This is a genomic window from Halalkalibacillus sediminis (assembly GCF_002844535.1).
GTDB lineage: Bacteria > Bacillota > Bacilli > Bacillales > Alkalibacillaceae > Halalkalibacillus_A > Halalkalibacillus_A sediminis.
Map to the genome: position 1 here is coordinate 252,651 of NZ_PJNH01000001.1, position 14,873 is coordinate 267,523.

Consider the following 14,873-nt stretch of genomic DNA (forward strand, 5'->3'; position numbering starts at 1 on the left):
ATGAGCCATCAGTCAATATTGATTGTTGAAGATGAAGAAAAAATTGCCCGTGTACTTGAATTGGAATTGACTTATGAAGGTTATCAAATTGAAAAAGCTTCTTCCGGCTATGATGCATTAGAGAAGTATCGAGAACAAGCTTGGGATTTGATTTTATTAGATATTATGCTACCTGAAATGAGTGGTGTGGAACTTTTAAGAAGGATTCGGAAAGATGACACTTCTACTCCTGTCATTCTACTCACCGCCAAGGATTCAATAGAAGATAAGGTTACAGGTTTAGATATTGGAGCTAATGATTATGTAACGAAACCATTTCAAATCGAAGAACTCTTGGCGCGAATCCGTGCGGCCTTAAGAATGAGGCAAACTGAACAGGAGACAGGAGAATGGTTGGAGTTCGCAGATTTGAAGTTGAATGAAAGTACTAGGGAAGTTTATCGTAATGACCAACTAATCGAGCTGACGCCTCGCGAGTTTGATCTACTTGTTTATTTTATGAATAATCAACGTCATGTCCTTAATCGTGAACAGATACTAGATGCGGTGTGGGGATTTGAATACTATGGGGATACGAACGTCGTGGATGTTTACATCAGATACTTACGTAAAAAAGTCGACGGAGGATTTGAACGAGATTTGATTCACACAGTTCGAGGTGTCGGCTACGTTTTGAAGGATGCTTATGAAACTAAAAAATAAGATATTTCTATATTCAACATTCGTATTCATTATTATTATCATGGTCTTTTCTGCAACGATTTATTGGACTTTTTCTCATATAACATATGAAAGAGAAATTGAGAGAGTGGTGTCAGAAGCAGATAATGTCCTAGAAGGAGTGCAGAGTGCGGATGGTAATTTCCCTATTAATGATCTATTAGGGGTCTATGTTCCTTCTAATGGAATGATTAGAATATTGGATTCAGATGGAAACCAAATGACAGAAGTTGTTTCAGGAGAGCAGTTGAAACTTAGAGCTGTAGATACCTCTTTTGAAGCAGGTGAGAGGACTGAAAGGTTTGAAGCTGAAGGATCAATGATAGCATTTGTCCAAATACCTACGATTTGGGTTGATGGTCAAGTTGCTTACGTGCAGCTGTACGAGAACATAGATTCAGTGGAACAGAACCTGAGGACCCTGCAAATTGTCCTTATTCTTGTCGCATTCATAGCTATAATACCTATTATTTTTTCCGGGAGAGTACTATCTGATTTGATTGTTAGACCTATCAAATCACTTATAGAAACGATGAGGGACATTCGTGAAAGTAACACTTTCAAACATATAGAACTAGAACATCAATCCAATGACGAGTTATCTACGATGAGTAAAACTTTCAATGAGATGATGGATCTTTTAAAAGATAATTATGAGAAGCAAGAAGCCTTTGTTTCTAATGCTTCCCATGAACTTAGAACTCCGATCACAGTGATTGAAAGTTATGCAAATTTAGTGAAGAGAAGAGGGATGGAGCGCCCGGAAGTGGTTGGGGAAGCCATTGAGGCCATTCATTCAGAGGCTCTTCGTATGAAAGACCTTACTGAGCAATTATTATTGTTGGCTCGACGAGAAAAGGACTGGAAGTTGGATTTGGTGTCGTTTTCAATAAATGAAGTGATAGAAGAAGTTAAATCAAATATTGAGAGATCTTATAATAGAGAAATTCGACTTAGTGAAAAAACTGAGGCGACTATCTTTTCAGACAAACAAAAAATCAAGCAACTCTTATACATTTTCTTTGATAATGCAAGAAAGTATAGTGAGCGACCTATTTATGTGAATATTGAGAATGGATTAAGTGGAGTCAAGATTGTTATCCGTGACGAAGGTATCGGTATTCCGGATGAATCATTACCAAAAGTTTTCGATCGGTTCTATCGAGTAGATGAAGCAAGGAATCGCGAAGAAGGCGGTAGTGGTTTAGGGCTTGCCCTTGCCAAAGATTTATCTGAGGCACTTCACGTAGATATTGAACTGTCCAGCGAACTAGGTCAGGGAACGACAGTTATTTTAAACGTCCACTCATTTAATTCTCATTAAATTTTAATATTTTACTTTTATAATAAGTAGTAAAACAGAGTAAAGGACGATTCACATGAATAAAGAAAGAATTATATGGATGGTTGGTGGATCGATTTTAACCATAGTATTATTCCTCATCGGCCAACAATTTGTTTTTGGAAGTTCTTCTGCCGACGAAATTTCCTCAGATGAAGCCAGTGAAATTGTTAAAGATCGATATGGCGGGTCAGTTACTTCTATTGATAATAGTAGAGGTAATTATGTCATAACCCTCGAACACACTAACGGAATATATAGTATCCAAGTGGATCAGTCATCAGGAAGAGTATCTGATGTGGAGCAGCTAGAAGAATTTCAGAAAGAGAGCGATAACGAAGTTTCTGATTCATCAGAAGAACCATCACAAGAAAATCAAGACAATAAAAACCCAGAGGAAAGTGATGATTCAGTAACAGATAAAAACAATGACTCAGAAACCGATCAAAATGATGATCCACCAAGTGAAGAAAAAGAAGAAGACATGGAAAGTAATGAAGAGGAAGAGATAGAAGAAGAAAAGATAGTTGAAGTCTTACCTATTGAGGAAGCTGAACAAATTGCTTTAAATAATGTATCTGGTGAAATATCTCACTCTGAATTCATTGAATCGGAAAAGCCTTTTTACGAAATCATCATAGAAAATGATAAACAAACCTCAACTTTTCAAATTGATGCGCTTGAGGGTGAAATTATAAGCCGAGTCGATGAAGAGAAGAACCAAAAACCAACTGTTATTACGGAAGAAGAAGCCATAGAAATTGCTCTTAACGAAATTTCTGGTGAGGTGGAAGACATCGAGTTGAAAGAAGTGGACGGTAACCTCTTTTATGAATTGGAATTAGAAGTGGAATTTGAAGATGACGATGACGAGAACTACGTTATTCAAATCAATGCCATCAACGGTAAAATACAATCAGTTATTCAAAGTGATTAAACTCGCAAGTTATTGCGAGTTTTTTTCTATTCAATTAAATTCTAATCGTTTTCTAATTTTCCTATCCTTTTATTCTCATCTTGGGTGTGTATATTAAAGTTAGAAAGTAATATCTAACAGATCCAAGGAGGATGATTACCATGAAGCGTACAATAATCGCAGGGACACTAGCTAGCACGGTTGCAGTCGGAGGTGCCTTTAACGTATCAGCTTTAGGTGATTCTGCCACGATGAGCAAGCACAGTGAAAAAGGAATTGAAACTGAAGTGGACACTAACGTAAAAATAGACACAAATAAATTAATAGGCAGTGAAGAACTTCAGGATATTGTATTAAGTAAGATTGATGGGAAAATAGAAGAGATTGAATTAGACTCAAAAAGCGTGGACCAAGTCTACTTTGAAGTAGAAGTTGAAAAGCAAGGTGAAGAATTCAAAGTTTACGTAGATGCATATACTGGCAAAGTGCTGAAAGTTGAAAGTGACAATAAAGAGCAAGTTCAAAAACAGGATTCTTCCGCGGATCTAAACATGAAGACAACTGAAAAGCCTCCTGTATCAGATAAAAGTTCAGCGGAAAGAGATGCCGGGAAAAACAGTAACAAAAATGTAGCTAAAGTGAACAGTGAAACAAGTGTAAGCAGCAAAGCGACATTGAATGATAGTGAAGCTTTAGTAGAAACACAAAAGGAATCATCAAATTCATATAATGAAGAAAACGTATTAATAAGTCGAGAGCAAGCTTTGAACATCGCAGCTTCAGTAGCTCCAGGTAAAATCAACGAAATTGATCTTGATCAAGAATTTGGAACAAATATATACGAAGTGGAACTTGAAAATGGTGAGCAAGAAATAGAAGTTGAGATTAATGCTAAGACTGGTGAGGTAGTAAAAGTAAAGTATGACGAGTAATAAACAATGTCTTTGGGCGAGTCTTCGATAATGATAGAGGATAGTCATACTTAAAACTAAGAGGTTATTATTAATAATCAATTTCCAAAGAAACACACTTTGATAAGTGTGATGAAATAAAGGGGCCGATTTTATGATCGGCCCTCTTAATTTATTTAAATAACTTTCTTAACATTTTTCCAGAAGCTTTCCCTGCTGCGCGTCTTCCAATCCGTTTTCCTACACGACCTCTCTTTACAGCATCCACATCATTCCAAATGCGTAGAAACCTATAAAGCTTTGACTTCATCCCCAATATATTCACCTACTCCGTTCACTATTTCTACTTCAAGTATACAATCAAAGAAAAATAATCATCAAATATATACAATTTCTCATTTTTTGGTATAATCATTTTTAATTTCAAAGTAGGTGGTGAGAAAATGGGCGATTTCAAAATAAGAAAAGCTAGCAAGTCGGATGCATATGGGATAGCTTATGTACATATTAAAAGTTGGCAATCAACTTACAAAGACTTGGTATCCCAAGAATTTTTGTTATCTATGGACCAAGGAGAGAGAACAGAGCGCTGGAAAAATATTTTAGAAGCGGGCGAAAGCCATTTATATGTAGCTCTCAATGTGAATGATGAGATAGTCGGATTTGTCAGTGGAGCAAAGGAGCGGGAAGGGAAATACGAGGCTGATGGAGAATTGTATGCGATATATATATTAGAAAATTATCAAGGGAAAGGCATTGGTAAAGCTCTGACGAAACGACTCATGAACCTTTTAAAAGAAGACGGGTTTCGATCGATGCTTGTATGGGTTCTGAAGGATAACTCTGCTACCTACTTTTATGAAAGAATGGGTGGAAAATGTGTAGATAAAGAAGTCATTACTATTGCTGCTGATGAATTCGAAGAAGTAGCTTATGAACTACTGCTGTAGAAGTAGTTGAAACATCCAAGAATCTTAGTTAAAATAAAATTAGCAAAAAAAGCAAATGGATGTAATTAAATAAAAAGTCCACAAGGGGAGCCTTTTATCGGCTGAGATTGAACGAATGGTTCTGAACCCTTTGAACCTGTTAGTTAGTACTAGCGTAGGGATGTGGCTTTATCGATGGTGCAATGCTGGGTGATCCATGATGAAGCCTCCCGGGCATTGCTTTTTTTGTGCATTTTTTTATTACAAAAGGGAGGATTTTTCATGTACAAGAGAACATTGATGTTGGTTGAAATTGCCATCTTTGCATCGTTAGCATTTTTATTAGACACTATTCCTGGCTTACAATTCAAGCTATGGGCTCAAGGTGGGTCAATTTCACTTGCTATGATTCCAGTATTGATCGTAGCGATTCGTTGGGGAGTAAAAGCAGGATTAGTATCCGGACTTATACTGGGAACATTAGACCTTATTTTCGGAGGATATGTTGTGCATTGGTTCCAAGCATTCCTTGATTATTTTGCTGCTTTTGCAATTTTAGGTCTAGCAGGAATTTTTCATAAACAGTTATGGAGTGCGATAAATAGTGATCACTTTAAGCGCGCAACCACTCTAATGGTTGGTGGTGTGTTTATAGCGATACTTGGTAGATTCATAGCACATTATATAGCTGGACTTATTTTCTGGGGGCATCTAGCACCAGAAGGCCAACCTGTTTGGTTATATTCATTAATTTATAATGGAAGTTATCTACTACCAGGATTTATCTTATCGGCCGTACTATTAGCACTAATCATTAATACAAGACCGAAAATCATCTTTAGAGAAGCATAAAAGCGATCCCTCTTTCCCAGCAGAAGAGGGTTTTTTCATACATAATACTTTAGGTGAGAAAAAGTGAGTGCTATAATATTCCCAAAGTATTTAGGATTAGGGGGAGTTGGATGAAACAAAAAGATATAATTGCAACATTTTCAATAGTAGGGTTTGACCCAGAAACTGAAGAACTCGGTATAGCCGTACAATCAAAGTTTATCGGAGTAGGTTCAGTCGTACCCTGGGCTAAGGCTGGTGTTGGGGCAATAGCAACGCAATCATTGGCAAACACCTCTTACGGACCAAAAGGTTTAAATTTATTAGAGTCGGGAATGAGCCCTGAAGAAGTTTTAAAACAATTGACAGATCATGATGAAGACAGAGGTTGGCGACAAATCGGAATTGTAGATGGAAAAGGAAACAGTGCAACCTATACAGGGGATTTGTGTTATGAATGGGCTGGAGGCAAAAACGGTCCAAACTTTGCTGCTCAGGGAAATATTCTTGTTAATCGAGAAACAGTTGATGCAATGGAGAACACCTTTGAAAAATCAACTGGCCCATTATCAGAACGCTTATTACAAGCTTTGGATGCAGCTCAGAATGCTGGTGGCGATAAAAGAGGTAGACAATCGGCAGCGTTGTATGTCGTTAAGGAAAAAGGTGGCTACGGCGGATATAACGATCGTTACATCGACTTAAGGGTTGATGACCATTCAGATCCCATTCAAGAACTCATCCGTTTGTATCATCTGAGAGACTTATACTTCGGTGAAGTAGATGAGAATGACCAAATTTATATTTCAGATGATGTAAGAGAAATCATCATCCATCACTTAACCCGACTTGGCTACTCAGAAGGTGACCAGATCCTCTCAACAAATGAGTTTGAACAGTCTTTTGAATCTTTCGTCCATACTGAAAATTTCGAAGAACGCCATATAAGAAAAGATTATATTGATCAAAAGGTTCTTGATTTTTTAAAAAATAAATAATCAGATTAATTTTTATAAGACATCTAGGGGGTTATCAGATGCAAAAAATTCATGATTTCGAGGTTAAAAAGAGTAATGGAGAGTATGAATCTCTTCAAGTTTATGATGGAAAAGTTTTGCTTATCGTTAATACAGCAAGTAAATGTGGCTTTACTCCACAGTTTGAGGGATTACAAAAATTATATGATGAATATAGAGATCAAGGTTTTTATGTACTAGGCTTCCCATGTGATCAATTCATGAAACAGGAGTATGATGATCAGGAAGAAATTATGGAGTATTGCCAAACGAATTATGGTGTAGATTTTCCGATGTATCATAAAGTGGACGTTAAAGGTGATAATCAAGAACCTTTATTTAAGCATTTGACACAGGTTAAAAAAGGATTTCTAGGTGGAGAGATAAAGTGGAACTTTACAAAGTTCTTGATTGATAGGGGTGGAAATGTTCTTAGACGATATGCACCTCAATCCACCCCAGAGAAAATCGAAGCAGATATCCAAAATACAATTAATCAAAAAGCGAACCCTTATAATTAAGGGTTCGCTTTTTGATTATCTAATATAATGACTCATAAACAAGGATAAATTATCCTCGAAAGAATTGGTTATCGTGTAAGCACGATCATTTATTCTGGTGATTTGATTCTGACCAACATCGATTTCTGCAACAGTCTGGTTTTGTTTATCTTTAATTTCAAAAGAGTAAAGATTTTCTTCAATTTCCTGTTCAGTCTGATTCAATTCTGAATCGAAGATCATTCGAGCGAACTCACGAATCGCCTTTTGATTGGATGTCACATAGGTTTCGTTTCTTTCATAGTCTTTTAGATGCAATTGCTCCAACTCACTATAGGTTAGAGCTCTATCTGCTTCTAAGTTAGGATAAAAAGTTATAATCAAAGCGAAAGATATAAATGCTCCGCAGAATACCAGGGTGATAAAAGTAATATTTCTCATTATGGCAACCCTCATTCATCTTATTACTGAATATTTTATACTAATAAATAAAAAGGGTCAAAAGTTTTGGTAATAAAAATAAGAATTTAGACCTAATCTTTTTCTAAATATTATAGCGCGTTGGCCGATATATTAATAGAATATATTTAATAGACTGAAAATGAGGGGATGTAGAGGTGAAAATAGTAAGAAAGCTTTTTAAGGGCAGCCTTCAAAGACAGATCCTGATACCGTTTATCTTGTTAATTTTATTAACTGGAGCAGCGATAGCAGGTACGAGTTATTACATAAGTATGGAAAATTCAATTGATAATAGTGAGGAGAACGTTTCAAGTCAAGTCACTGCACTCGAGGGTTCTTTCCAATCATTATTTAATAATGTCGAACATAACGTCGAACGATTTTCCCAGGATAACATTTTACGCTCAAGCGACATGATGAGGAATGATATTTTTAATCGTTTTCGGGAGCTACAGCTAAGTAGCCCTTATTTCATGAATGTATATTTCGGAAATGATATCAGTGGAGACATGATCCTTTATCCGCAAACGAGTTTACCAGATGATTATGATCCAAGAGAAAGAGTTTGGTATGAAAAAGCTGTAGAAAATGAAGGAGAAGTTATTTGGACTGAGCCTTATGAGGATGCTGCATCGGGAGAGATGATTGTTACAGCTGCTCAAGTCAGTATGGGTGGAAGTCAGCCGAATGGTGTATTTGCAATAGACCTTTCCATTACTGATTTATTGAATTTGTCTAGTGAAATCAATATTGGAGAAACTGGTTATATTTCGATAATTAGTACAGAAGGAAACTATGTGCAACATCCGAATGAAGAGATGGTTTTCACATCCGCTCAGGATAGAACTTACTATTCGAATTTAATGAGTCAAAATTCCGGAACAAAACAATATAACGTAGAAGGTGAGAACAGATTAATTTCGTTCGTTACGAATGAAGAATCTGGATGGAAAATACTCGGGACAGTTCAGATGGATGAATTGCGCAGTCAAGGAAATGCAATTATTTTACCTGTATTGATTGTTCTCGGAATTGTGATAACCTTAGCTGTTATTATTGCTTTCTTTTTTACAAGGGGCATTACGAAACCGATCAAATCCTTACAAGATAGCATGCAAAAGGCTGGAGACGGGGATTTAACAGTGGATCCTGGGATAGATCGTGATGATGAAATCGGTTCATTATCTAATAATTTTACAAGTATGCTTTTGAATGTCAGAGAACTATTGAATAATGTACAAAATACTACACACCATGTCAGTGATTCAGCGCAAAATGTGGTGGCCAATGCTGAAGAGAACAGTGCGGCATCGCAAGAGGTATCTAATACGGTTCAACAGATTGCTTCAGGTGCAACTAAACAGGCAGAACTTGTCGATAATAACAATCGTTCCGTAAATCTTCTCTCAGAGCAAATCAACAGTGTGGTTGCTCAAAGTGAAAGAATTCAAAGCAGTTCAGATCAGTTATTGGCACAGTCAGAAAGTTCGATTCAAGCTGTTGAAAAATTACGTGAACACGCATCTTCGACAAATGAAATGGCAACAGATATGAAAGGTGCAATTGAAAAATTACAGGAAAGATCAGAGAGTATCAATGCTGTAGTATCCACTATCTCTGATATCGCCGGCCAAACGAATCTATTAGCTTTGAACGCAGCGATTGAAGCGGCAAGAGCAGGCGAATCTGGTAAAGGTTTCGCTGTCGTGGCTGAAGAAGTGAGGAAACTTGCAGAACAGACTGAGAATTCCCTTGAGAGCGTATCTGGTATGGTTGATAGTATGCAAGAGCAAACGAATACAATAGTTCATTTGATTGGTGAAACCGGCAGTGTGATCGAGGAACAATCTACCGTTGTAGATCACACACAAGACGCTTTCCAACAAACCTTCAACACGGTTAAGGAAAATAGTGATGTAGTTAGAGATATTATAGGAACACTACAAACAATGGTCTCTCAAAAAGATGATTTAGTAGAAAGAATGGGGGAAATAAGTACTGTAACTGAAGAAACTGCAGCAGGAACAGAAGAGGTATCTGCGTCCATTGAAGAAATGAGCGCCTCTATGGAGCAACTGAATCAGCTTGCAGAGGATTTAGAAAATGTTTCATCCAATTTACAAAAAGAAATGAATAAGTTTGATATATAAAAAAAGCCTCGGGTGTAATCACCCGAGGCTACTATTTTGAGATTATCAAAATTTCGAGAAAAAAATTTAAAAATCTTTCTTTAGACTTTCATCTTTGAAAATTAAGGCTGAATCAGAATAATTGATGGAAATATGCCCTCCGGGTACTTCTAATTCATTTTCCATTGAGGTAATCAACTCATCCAACAATTGTTCATCTTCGTCAATTTCCCCTCGGTTCAATGTGACTCTTATGATTGGTTTTGCATCTTGTCCTTTTACCGTAGGAACATCCGTATGATCAATTTGGAGTTGGTAGCCGATATCTTTCGGGTAAGTTAACCATAGTTCTTTAAGAGTGTCTTCCCCGTATAGCTCTTCTATCTTTGGTTCCAAGAAATCTTCTAATTCATTACCCCACTTTTCAGCAACGTAGCTATCTTGATAATTTTTTGTTTTATTGTGTCGGTAAATTAGAAATCTGAATCCATCCTCTTCTTCAGCAATTGCAGCATATCTGAAGACTCCGAAGACACCAGTATTATCATTGAGAGTATCTACTATCTCAATGTTTTCATTATATTTATCATCTAAATACTCGTCAGCGTTTTCTTTTAACTCATCTACTTGATCTGGATCTTCACGTAATCCCAGATAAGACAAATAAAAAATACCGATTAATAAGACAGCCATAATAACAACACCAGCAATCAAGGCTTTTTTCTTCTCACTCATTGTAGAACCTCTATTTCAATTGGATTTTAATTATATATCTAGCAATGCAAGTATAGTCCTTTTGATAAGACTAGTAAATAAAAAGTGCAAAAGTACAAAAAAATGTTAAACATTTTGAAAAATTATACTATTATTAGTAAAAGGGGGAAATTCGATGCAAAAGGTAGATAAACAAAAACAAAAGAAAATCAATGGTTGGCTAAAGTGGCTTTTAATCATACTAGCAATTCTATTAATTGTTATTGCTGGAGCGTTGATATATGCGAATAGTTACATAGACCGTTCAAAGGCCATGATCGAAGGGGAAATTACGATAGATGGTATAGAAAATACAATAGAGGTTATTCGGGACGATAGTGGTGTACCACATATCAGTGCTGAGAGTGATGAAGACTTATTCTTTGCACAAGGATTTGTAACTGCACAAGATCGTTTGTTTCAAATGGAAATGGCACGTAGACAGGCATCTGGACGTTTAAGTGAGGTTGCGGGGGAAGCAGCTTTGAACTCCGATAAATATTTTAGGACATTGGGCCTTAGACGAGCTGCTGAAAAGTCTGCTGAGTTATATGACGAAGAATCGATGGCTGCTCTTGAAGCATATGCTGCAGGGGTAAATGCTTTTATAAAGGAAGCCGAAAAGGAAGATGCTTACCCAGGAGAATTCTTTTTGATGGGGCTTGATGAAATGGAAGAGTGGACTCCGGTAGACTCCTTGACTATCGGAAAATATATGGCTTTTGATTTAGGAGGCCATTGGGAGAGACAGGCATTTAATTATTATTTGGTCAATCAATTTGAAGAAGAGGAAGCTTTTGAGTTATTTCCAACTTACCCTTCTGAAGCTTTGACGAATATATCGGATGAAGAATATGTGGATATAACTACTAGTATGACAAAAGCAGAACAACCTCATCACTTCAACGGTAGTAACAATTGGGTAGTTAGTGGAAATAAGACGGATTCAGGGGCTCCGCTATTAGCGGATGATCCTCATTTAGGGTTAGCTACTCCATCCATTTGGTACCAGATGCATTTACAGTCACCTAGCTATGATGTTTCAGGTGTAATCTTCGCAGGCATCCCCGGGATAATACTTGGCCATAATGAAGATATAGCATGGGGTGTGACTAATGTAGGTCCAGATGTTCAGCAACTTTATGTAGAGAGAAGAAACGAAGAGAACTCTCACGAATTTATGTTTGATGATGAATGGGTGGAAGCGGATGTAATCGAAGAGACTATTGATATAGACGGGGAAGAATCTATTTCCTATGAGGTTTTAGAAACTGTTCATGGGCCTATTATCTCAGAGTTTGCAAATGGCATTGATTCACCTGAGGCTAATACAGCTTTATCATTAAGATGGACAGCATTAGATGCTTCACCGGAACTATCTGCTGTACTGCAAATGAATCGCGCATCTGATTGGGAAGAATTCGAGACAGCATTGGAAGATTTTCATACACCAGCTCAAAATTTTGTCTTCGCCTCTCAAGATGGGACGATCGCATATAAAGCAAATGGAAAGATTCCTATTTACGAAAATCCAGAAGATGCACTATTGCCGATGCCAGGATGGGATTCAGATTATATGTTAGAAGAATATATACCTTTTGATGAGCTACCTAAAGTTGTGAATCCTGAAAAAGGCTTTGTTGGTACTGCAAATAACAAAATTATTTCAGATGTTTACCCTTACCATATAAGTCACGTGTGGGCTCAACCATATCGCTATACAAGAATTCACGAAGTTCTGGAGGAGTCAGATAATCTGACGATTGAAGATATGAAAGACTTACAAATGGACAAAATGAACTTAAGGGCTCGGGAGTTTACTCCAATCTTTCTAGATATATTGGATTCACAAGATTGGGATGATAAAGAAAAAGAAGCACTTGAACTTTTGAGTAATTGGGATTATGTGGATGAGGAGAATCAAGGCGCCCCACTTATTTTCAATCGTTTATTTGCTAAAATTGAAGATGAATTATATAAAGACGAAATTCCAGAAGATGTACTGGAAATGTTCAAGGGCAGCAGCCAAAATGCAGATGTATTAGTAAATAAAGCATACGCCGGCGAAAGTTCTATTTGGATTGACAAACAGGGAGGGTTGGAAAGTCTCATTCAAGAGTCATTTACTGAAACAATAGAGGAACTGACTGCTTCTTACGGAGAAGAAGTATCAGGTTGGACTTGGGGAGATTTTCATCAAGTCTACTTTGAACACCCATTATCAGGCATTTCAATATTGGATAGATTTTTCAACAAAAAAGACCCTGTACCTGTTGGTGGAAGTAGTGTGACAGTAATGGCAGCATCACATGGTGATGATGGGGTGGTGAATCATGGAGCCAGTTGGAGGTTTGTAGTAGACTTATCTGATTTAACTAATGCAGATCACATTGTCGGACCAGGACAAGCAGGCCATTATCGAAGTGATTGGTATGATGATCAGATTGAAGGCTGGGTTTCAGGAACATACCACGAGACAAAATTAGATGATTATGAAGGATATCGCTTAATATTAAAGCCTCAATAAGCAAATACTAACTCAGGTAGGGTAGAACCTTCCTGAGTTTTATATTTTTCAGAATATTGTGCTTGTTAAATTTTGTCGGATAGCTATAATAAAATTGTTCCTTAAACGTCATTATAGTTATATAAAACATAAACAAAAGGAGAGATTAATTAGTGAACGGAAAAAATCTTATTGATTGGCCAACATTTATTGCTTCATTTGTCTTATTATTGGCTGTAGTCATTCCACTTGTCGTTTTTCCCGAAGCTGGTTCTGAAATAGTTAGTGATTTGAATACTTTCGTTTCAGGGAATTTCGGATTTCTGTATTTAATTATGGGGCTCGGTGTATTCTTCTTTTTGATATTCATCGCTTTCAGTCAAAATGGGCATGTAAAACTTGGTGATGAGGGAGAAAAACCAGAGTTCGGGACTGCTTCTTGGGCAGGTATGCTTTTCAGTGCTGGAATTGGTTCCAGTATATTATATTGGGGTACGATCGAATGGGCCTACTACTATCAAGGGCCACCGTTCGGGATCGATCCATCTTCACAGCAGCTTGAAACCATCCAATGGGCTTCTACTTATGGTATTTTCCACTGGGGTCCTATTGCATGGGCAATATATTGTTTGCCAGCTATTCCGATGGCTTATTTCTTTTACGTGCGCAAAACACCTGTAATAAAAGTTAGTGAAACATTGCGACCTCTATTCGGCAGGTGGTCGGATACTTTTATAGGTAGAGTTGTCGATGTGCTGTTCATATTCGGACTATTAGGTGGGGCTGGGACAACCTTAGCGCTTGGTACACCGTTGATCGCAAGTGGTATTTCTTCATTGACTGGACTAGAAGACAATATGCTTATGAGAACGATCATTTTATTAGTCGTAACTGTGATTTTCGCTATAAGCTCATATATTGGTCTGAAGGAAGGAATTAAAAGATTAAGTGACATCAATTTGGGGTTAGCTATTTTCTTATTGATTTTCATTTTTGTGATGGGGCCGACACTATTTATAGCTGAAACAACTACTAATAGTATTGGTTTAATCTTAGATAACTTCTTTCATATGAGTACTTGGACGGAACCTTTTGCAAATCTTGAAGGTTTTGATGAGACTAGATTCCCGGAGTCTTGGACAGTCTTTTACTGGGCTTGGTGGTTAGTCTATGCTCCATTCGTAGGACTTTTCATTGCACGAATTTCAAGAGGTCGTACAGTAAGAAATGTTGTATTTGGTACAATGATCTATGGTTCGTTAGGATGTTTATTATTCTTTGGAATCATGGGGAACTTTGGGTTATATCTACAGGTAAGTGGAGCTTTTGATGTATTAGCAGTGCTAGATGAACAAGGTGCACCAGCAGCAATCATTTCCATTATCAATCAGTTACCGTTAGCAAAACTCATGGTTACGATCTTTGTTATTTTAGCAATCATTTTCTTAGCAACCACGTTCGATTCGAGCTCCTATATACTAGCGTCTGTAACCCAAAAGCATCTAGAAGATGATGAACCGTTGAGGTGGAATCGCTTGTTTTGGGCATTCACTCTATGTTTGATGCCATTGACATTAATGTTCCTAGGTGGTTTAGGAACCTTACAAACAGCAAGTATTGTGGGTGGATTTCCTCTGATCTTCATCATGTTCCTACTCGCTTGGTCATTCTTAAGAGCATCCACAGGTGATATCAAGGCAGATGATCAATATAGATCTAAAACCATCGTTTTGGACTCTAAAGGGATTAAAGAGCGGATAAGAAGACGTCGCTTAGCTAAGAAGCAACGGCGTGAAGAAAAAAAGGAGAATAAAAGAAACAACAATAACGAGGATAATTAATGAATTATGAGAAAAAC

14 protein-coding genes and 1 riboswitch are annotated in these 14,873 nt (G+C 37.2%); of the genes, 11 read left to right on the top strand and 3 right to left on the bottom strand.

What is annotated here, in order from left to right; genetic code table 11:
• From CEY16_RS01355 to CEY16_RS01370, 4 genes are all read left to right on the top strand, one after another.
• The gene (locus CEY16_RS01355) at nucleotides 1-702 is read left to right on the top strand and encodes a response regulator transcription factor (protein ID WP_101330176.1); all 702 of its coding nucleotides are present in this window, start codon (nucleotides 1-3) and stop codon (nucleotides 700-702) included.
• Nucleotides 686-2,044 carry a sensor histidine kinase gene (locus CEY16_RS01360; protein WP_162297819.1) on the top strand — a complete coding sequence of 453 codons (1,359 nt, stop codon included), beginning with the start codon at nucleotides 686-688 and terminating at the stop codon, nucleotides 2,042-2,044. Before CEY16_RS01355 ends, CEY16_RS01360 begins: the two co-directional genes overlap by 17 nt.
• 55 nt (nucleotides 2,045-2,099) lie before the next feature.
• Nucleotides 2,100-2,999: a PepSY domain-containing protein gene (locus CEY16_RS01365; protein ID WP_101330178.1), complete on the top strand. Its 900-nt coding sequence runs from the start codon at nucleotides 2,100-2,102 to the stop codon at nucleotides 2,997-2,999.
• 140 nt (nucleotides 3,000-3,139) lie between these two features.
• On the top strand, nucleotides 3,140-3,910 hold the full coding sequence (locus CEY16_RS01370; RefSeq protein ID WP_162297820.1) for a PepSY domain-containing protein: 771 nt from the start codon (nucleotides 3,140-3,142) through the stop codon (nucleotides 3,908-3,910).
• A gap of 151 nt (nucleotides 3,911-4,061) precedes the next feature.
• Here CEY16_RS01370 and CEY16_RS15300 read toward each other — a convergent pair whose 3' ends face one another.
• On the bottom strand, nucleotides 4,062-4,205 hold the full coding sequence (locus tag CEY16_RS15300) for a hypothetical protein (protein ID WP_202908608.1): 144 nt from the start codon (nucleotides 4,203-4,205) through the stop codon (nucleotides 4,062-4,064).
• Nucleotides 4,206-4,332: 127 nt separating this feature from the next.
• Between CEY16_RS15300 and CEY16_RS01375 the strand changes: the two genes are divergently transcribed.
• The 4 genes from CEY16_RS01375 (at nucleotide 4,333) to CEY16_RS01390 (ending at nucleotide 7,186) form a co-directional block, all read left to right on the top strand.
• Nucleotides 4,333-4,839, top strand: coding sequence for a GNAT family N-acetyltransferase (locus tag CEY16_RS01375; protein WP_101330180.1), 507 nt, complete (start codon nucleotides 4,333-4,335; stop codon nucleotides 4,837-4,839).
• 73 nt (nucleotides 4,840-4,912) lie between these two features.
• Nucleotides 4,913-5,017: riboswitch (TPP riboswitch) on the top strand.
• 83 nt (nucleotides 5,018-5,100) lie between these two features.
• Entirely contained in the window at nucleotides 5,101-5,670 is a 570-nt protein-coding gene (gene thiT, locus CEY16_RS01380) for an energy-coupled thiamine transporter ThiT (RefSeq protein WP_101330181.1), read from the top strand.
• A 110-nt stretch (nucleotides 5,671-5,780) separates the two neighbouring features.
• A complete protein-coding gene (locus CEY16_RS01385; RefSeq protein ID WP_101330182.1) occupies nucleotides 5,781-6,647 on the top strand; it encodes a DUF1028 domain-containing protein in 867 nt (288 codons plus the stop codon).
• A 38-nt stretch (nucleotides 6,648-6,685) separates the two neighbouring features.
• On the top strand, nucleotides 6,686-7,186 hold the full coding sequence (locus tag CEY16_RS01390; protein ID WP_101330183.1) for a glutathione peroxidase: 501 nt from the start codon (nucleotides 6,686-6,688) through the stop codon (nucleotides 7,184-7,186).
• Between the two features lie 15 nt (nucleotides 7,187-7,201).
• Here CEY16_RS01390 and CEY16_RS01395 read toward each other — a convergent pair whose 3' ends face one another.
• On the bottom strand, nucleotides 7,202-7,606 hold the full coding sequence (locus CEY16_RS01395; RefSeq protein WP_101330184.1) for a hypothetical protein: 405 nt from the start codon (nucleotides 7,604-7,606) through the stop codon (nucleotides 7,202-7,204).
• 176 nt (nucleotides 7,607-7,782) lie between these two features.
• Between CEY16_RS01395 and CEY16_RS01400 the strand changes: the two genes are divergently transcribed.
• Entirely contained in the window at nucleotides 7,783-9,777 is a 1,995-nt protein-coding gene (locus CEY16_RS01400) for a methyl-accepting chemotaxis protein (protein ID WP_101330185.1), read from the top strand.
• 66 nt (nucleotides 9,778-9,843) lie between these two features.
• Here the strand turns inward: CEY16_RS01400 and CEY16_RS01405 are convergent, their stop codons facing one another.
• Complete coding sequence (locus CEY16_RS01405; protein ID WP_101330186.1) at nucleotides 9,844-10,491, bottom strand: hypothetical protein; 648 nt, start codon at nucleotides 10,489-10,491, stop codon at nucleotides 9,844-9,846.
• 154 nt (nucleotides 10,492-10,645) lie between these two features.
• On the opposite strand from CEY16_RS01405, the gene CEY16_RS01410 reads away from it, so the two are divergent.
• A complete protein-coding gene (locus CEY16_RS01410; protein ID WP_101330187.1) occupies nucleotides 10,646-13,036 on the top strand; it encodes a penicillin acylase family protein in 2,391 nt (796 codons plus the stop codon).
• Between the two features lie 152 nt (nucleotides 13,037-13,188).
• Nucleotides 13,189-14,856 (top strand): BCCT family transporter, encoded by a 1,668-nt coding sequence (locus tag CEY16_RS01415; RefSeq protein ID WP_101330188.1) that lies wholly within the window; start codon nucleotides 13,189-13,191, stop codon nucleotides 14,854-14,856.
• The last annotated feature ends 17 nt before the right edge of the window (nucleotides 14,857-14,873 follow it).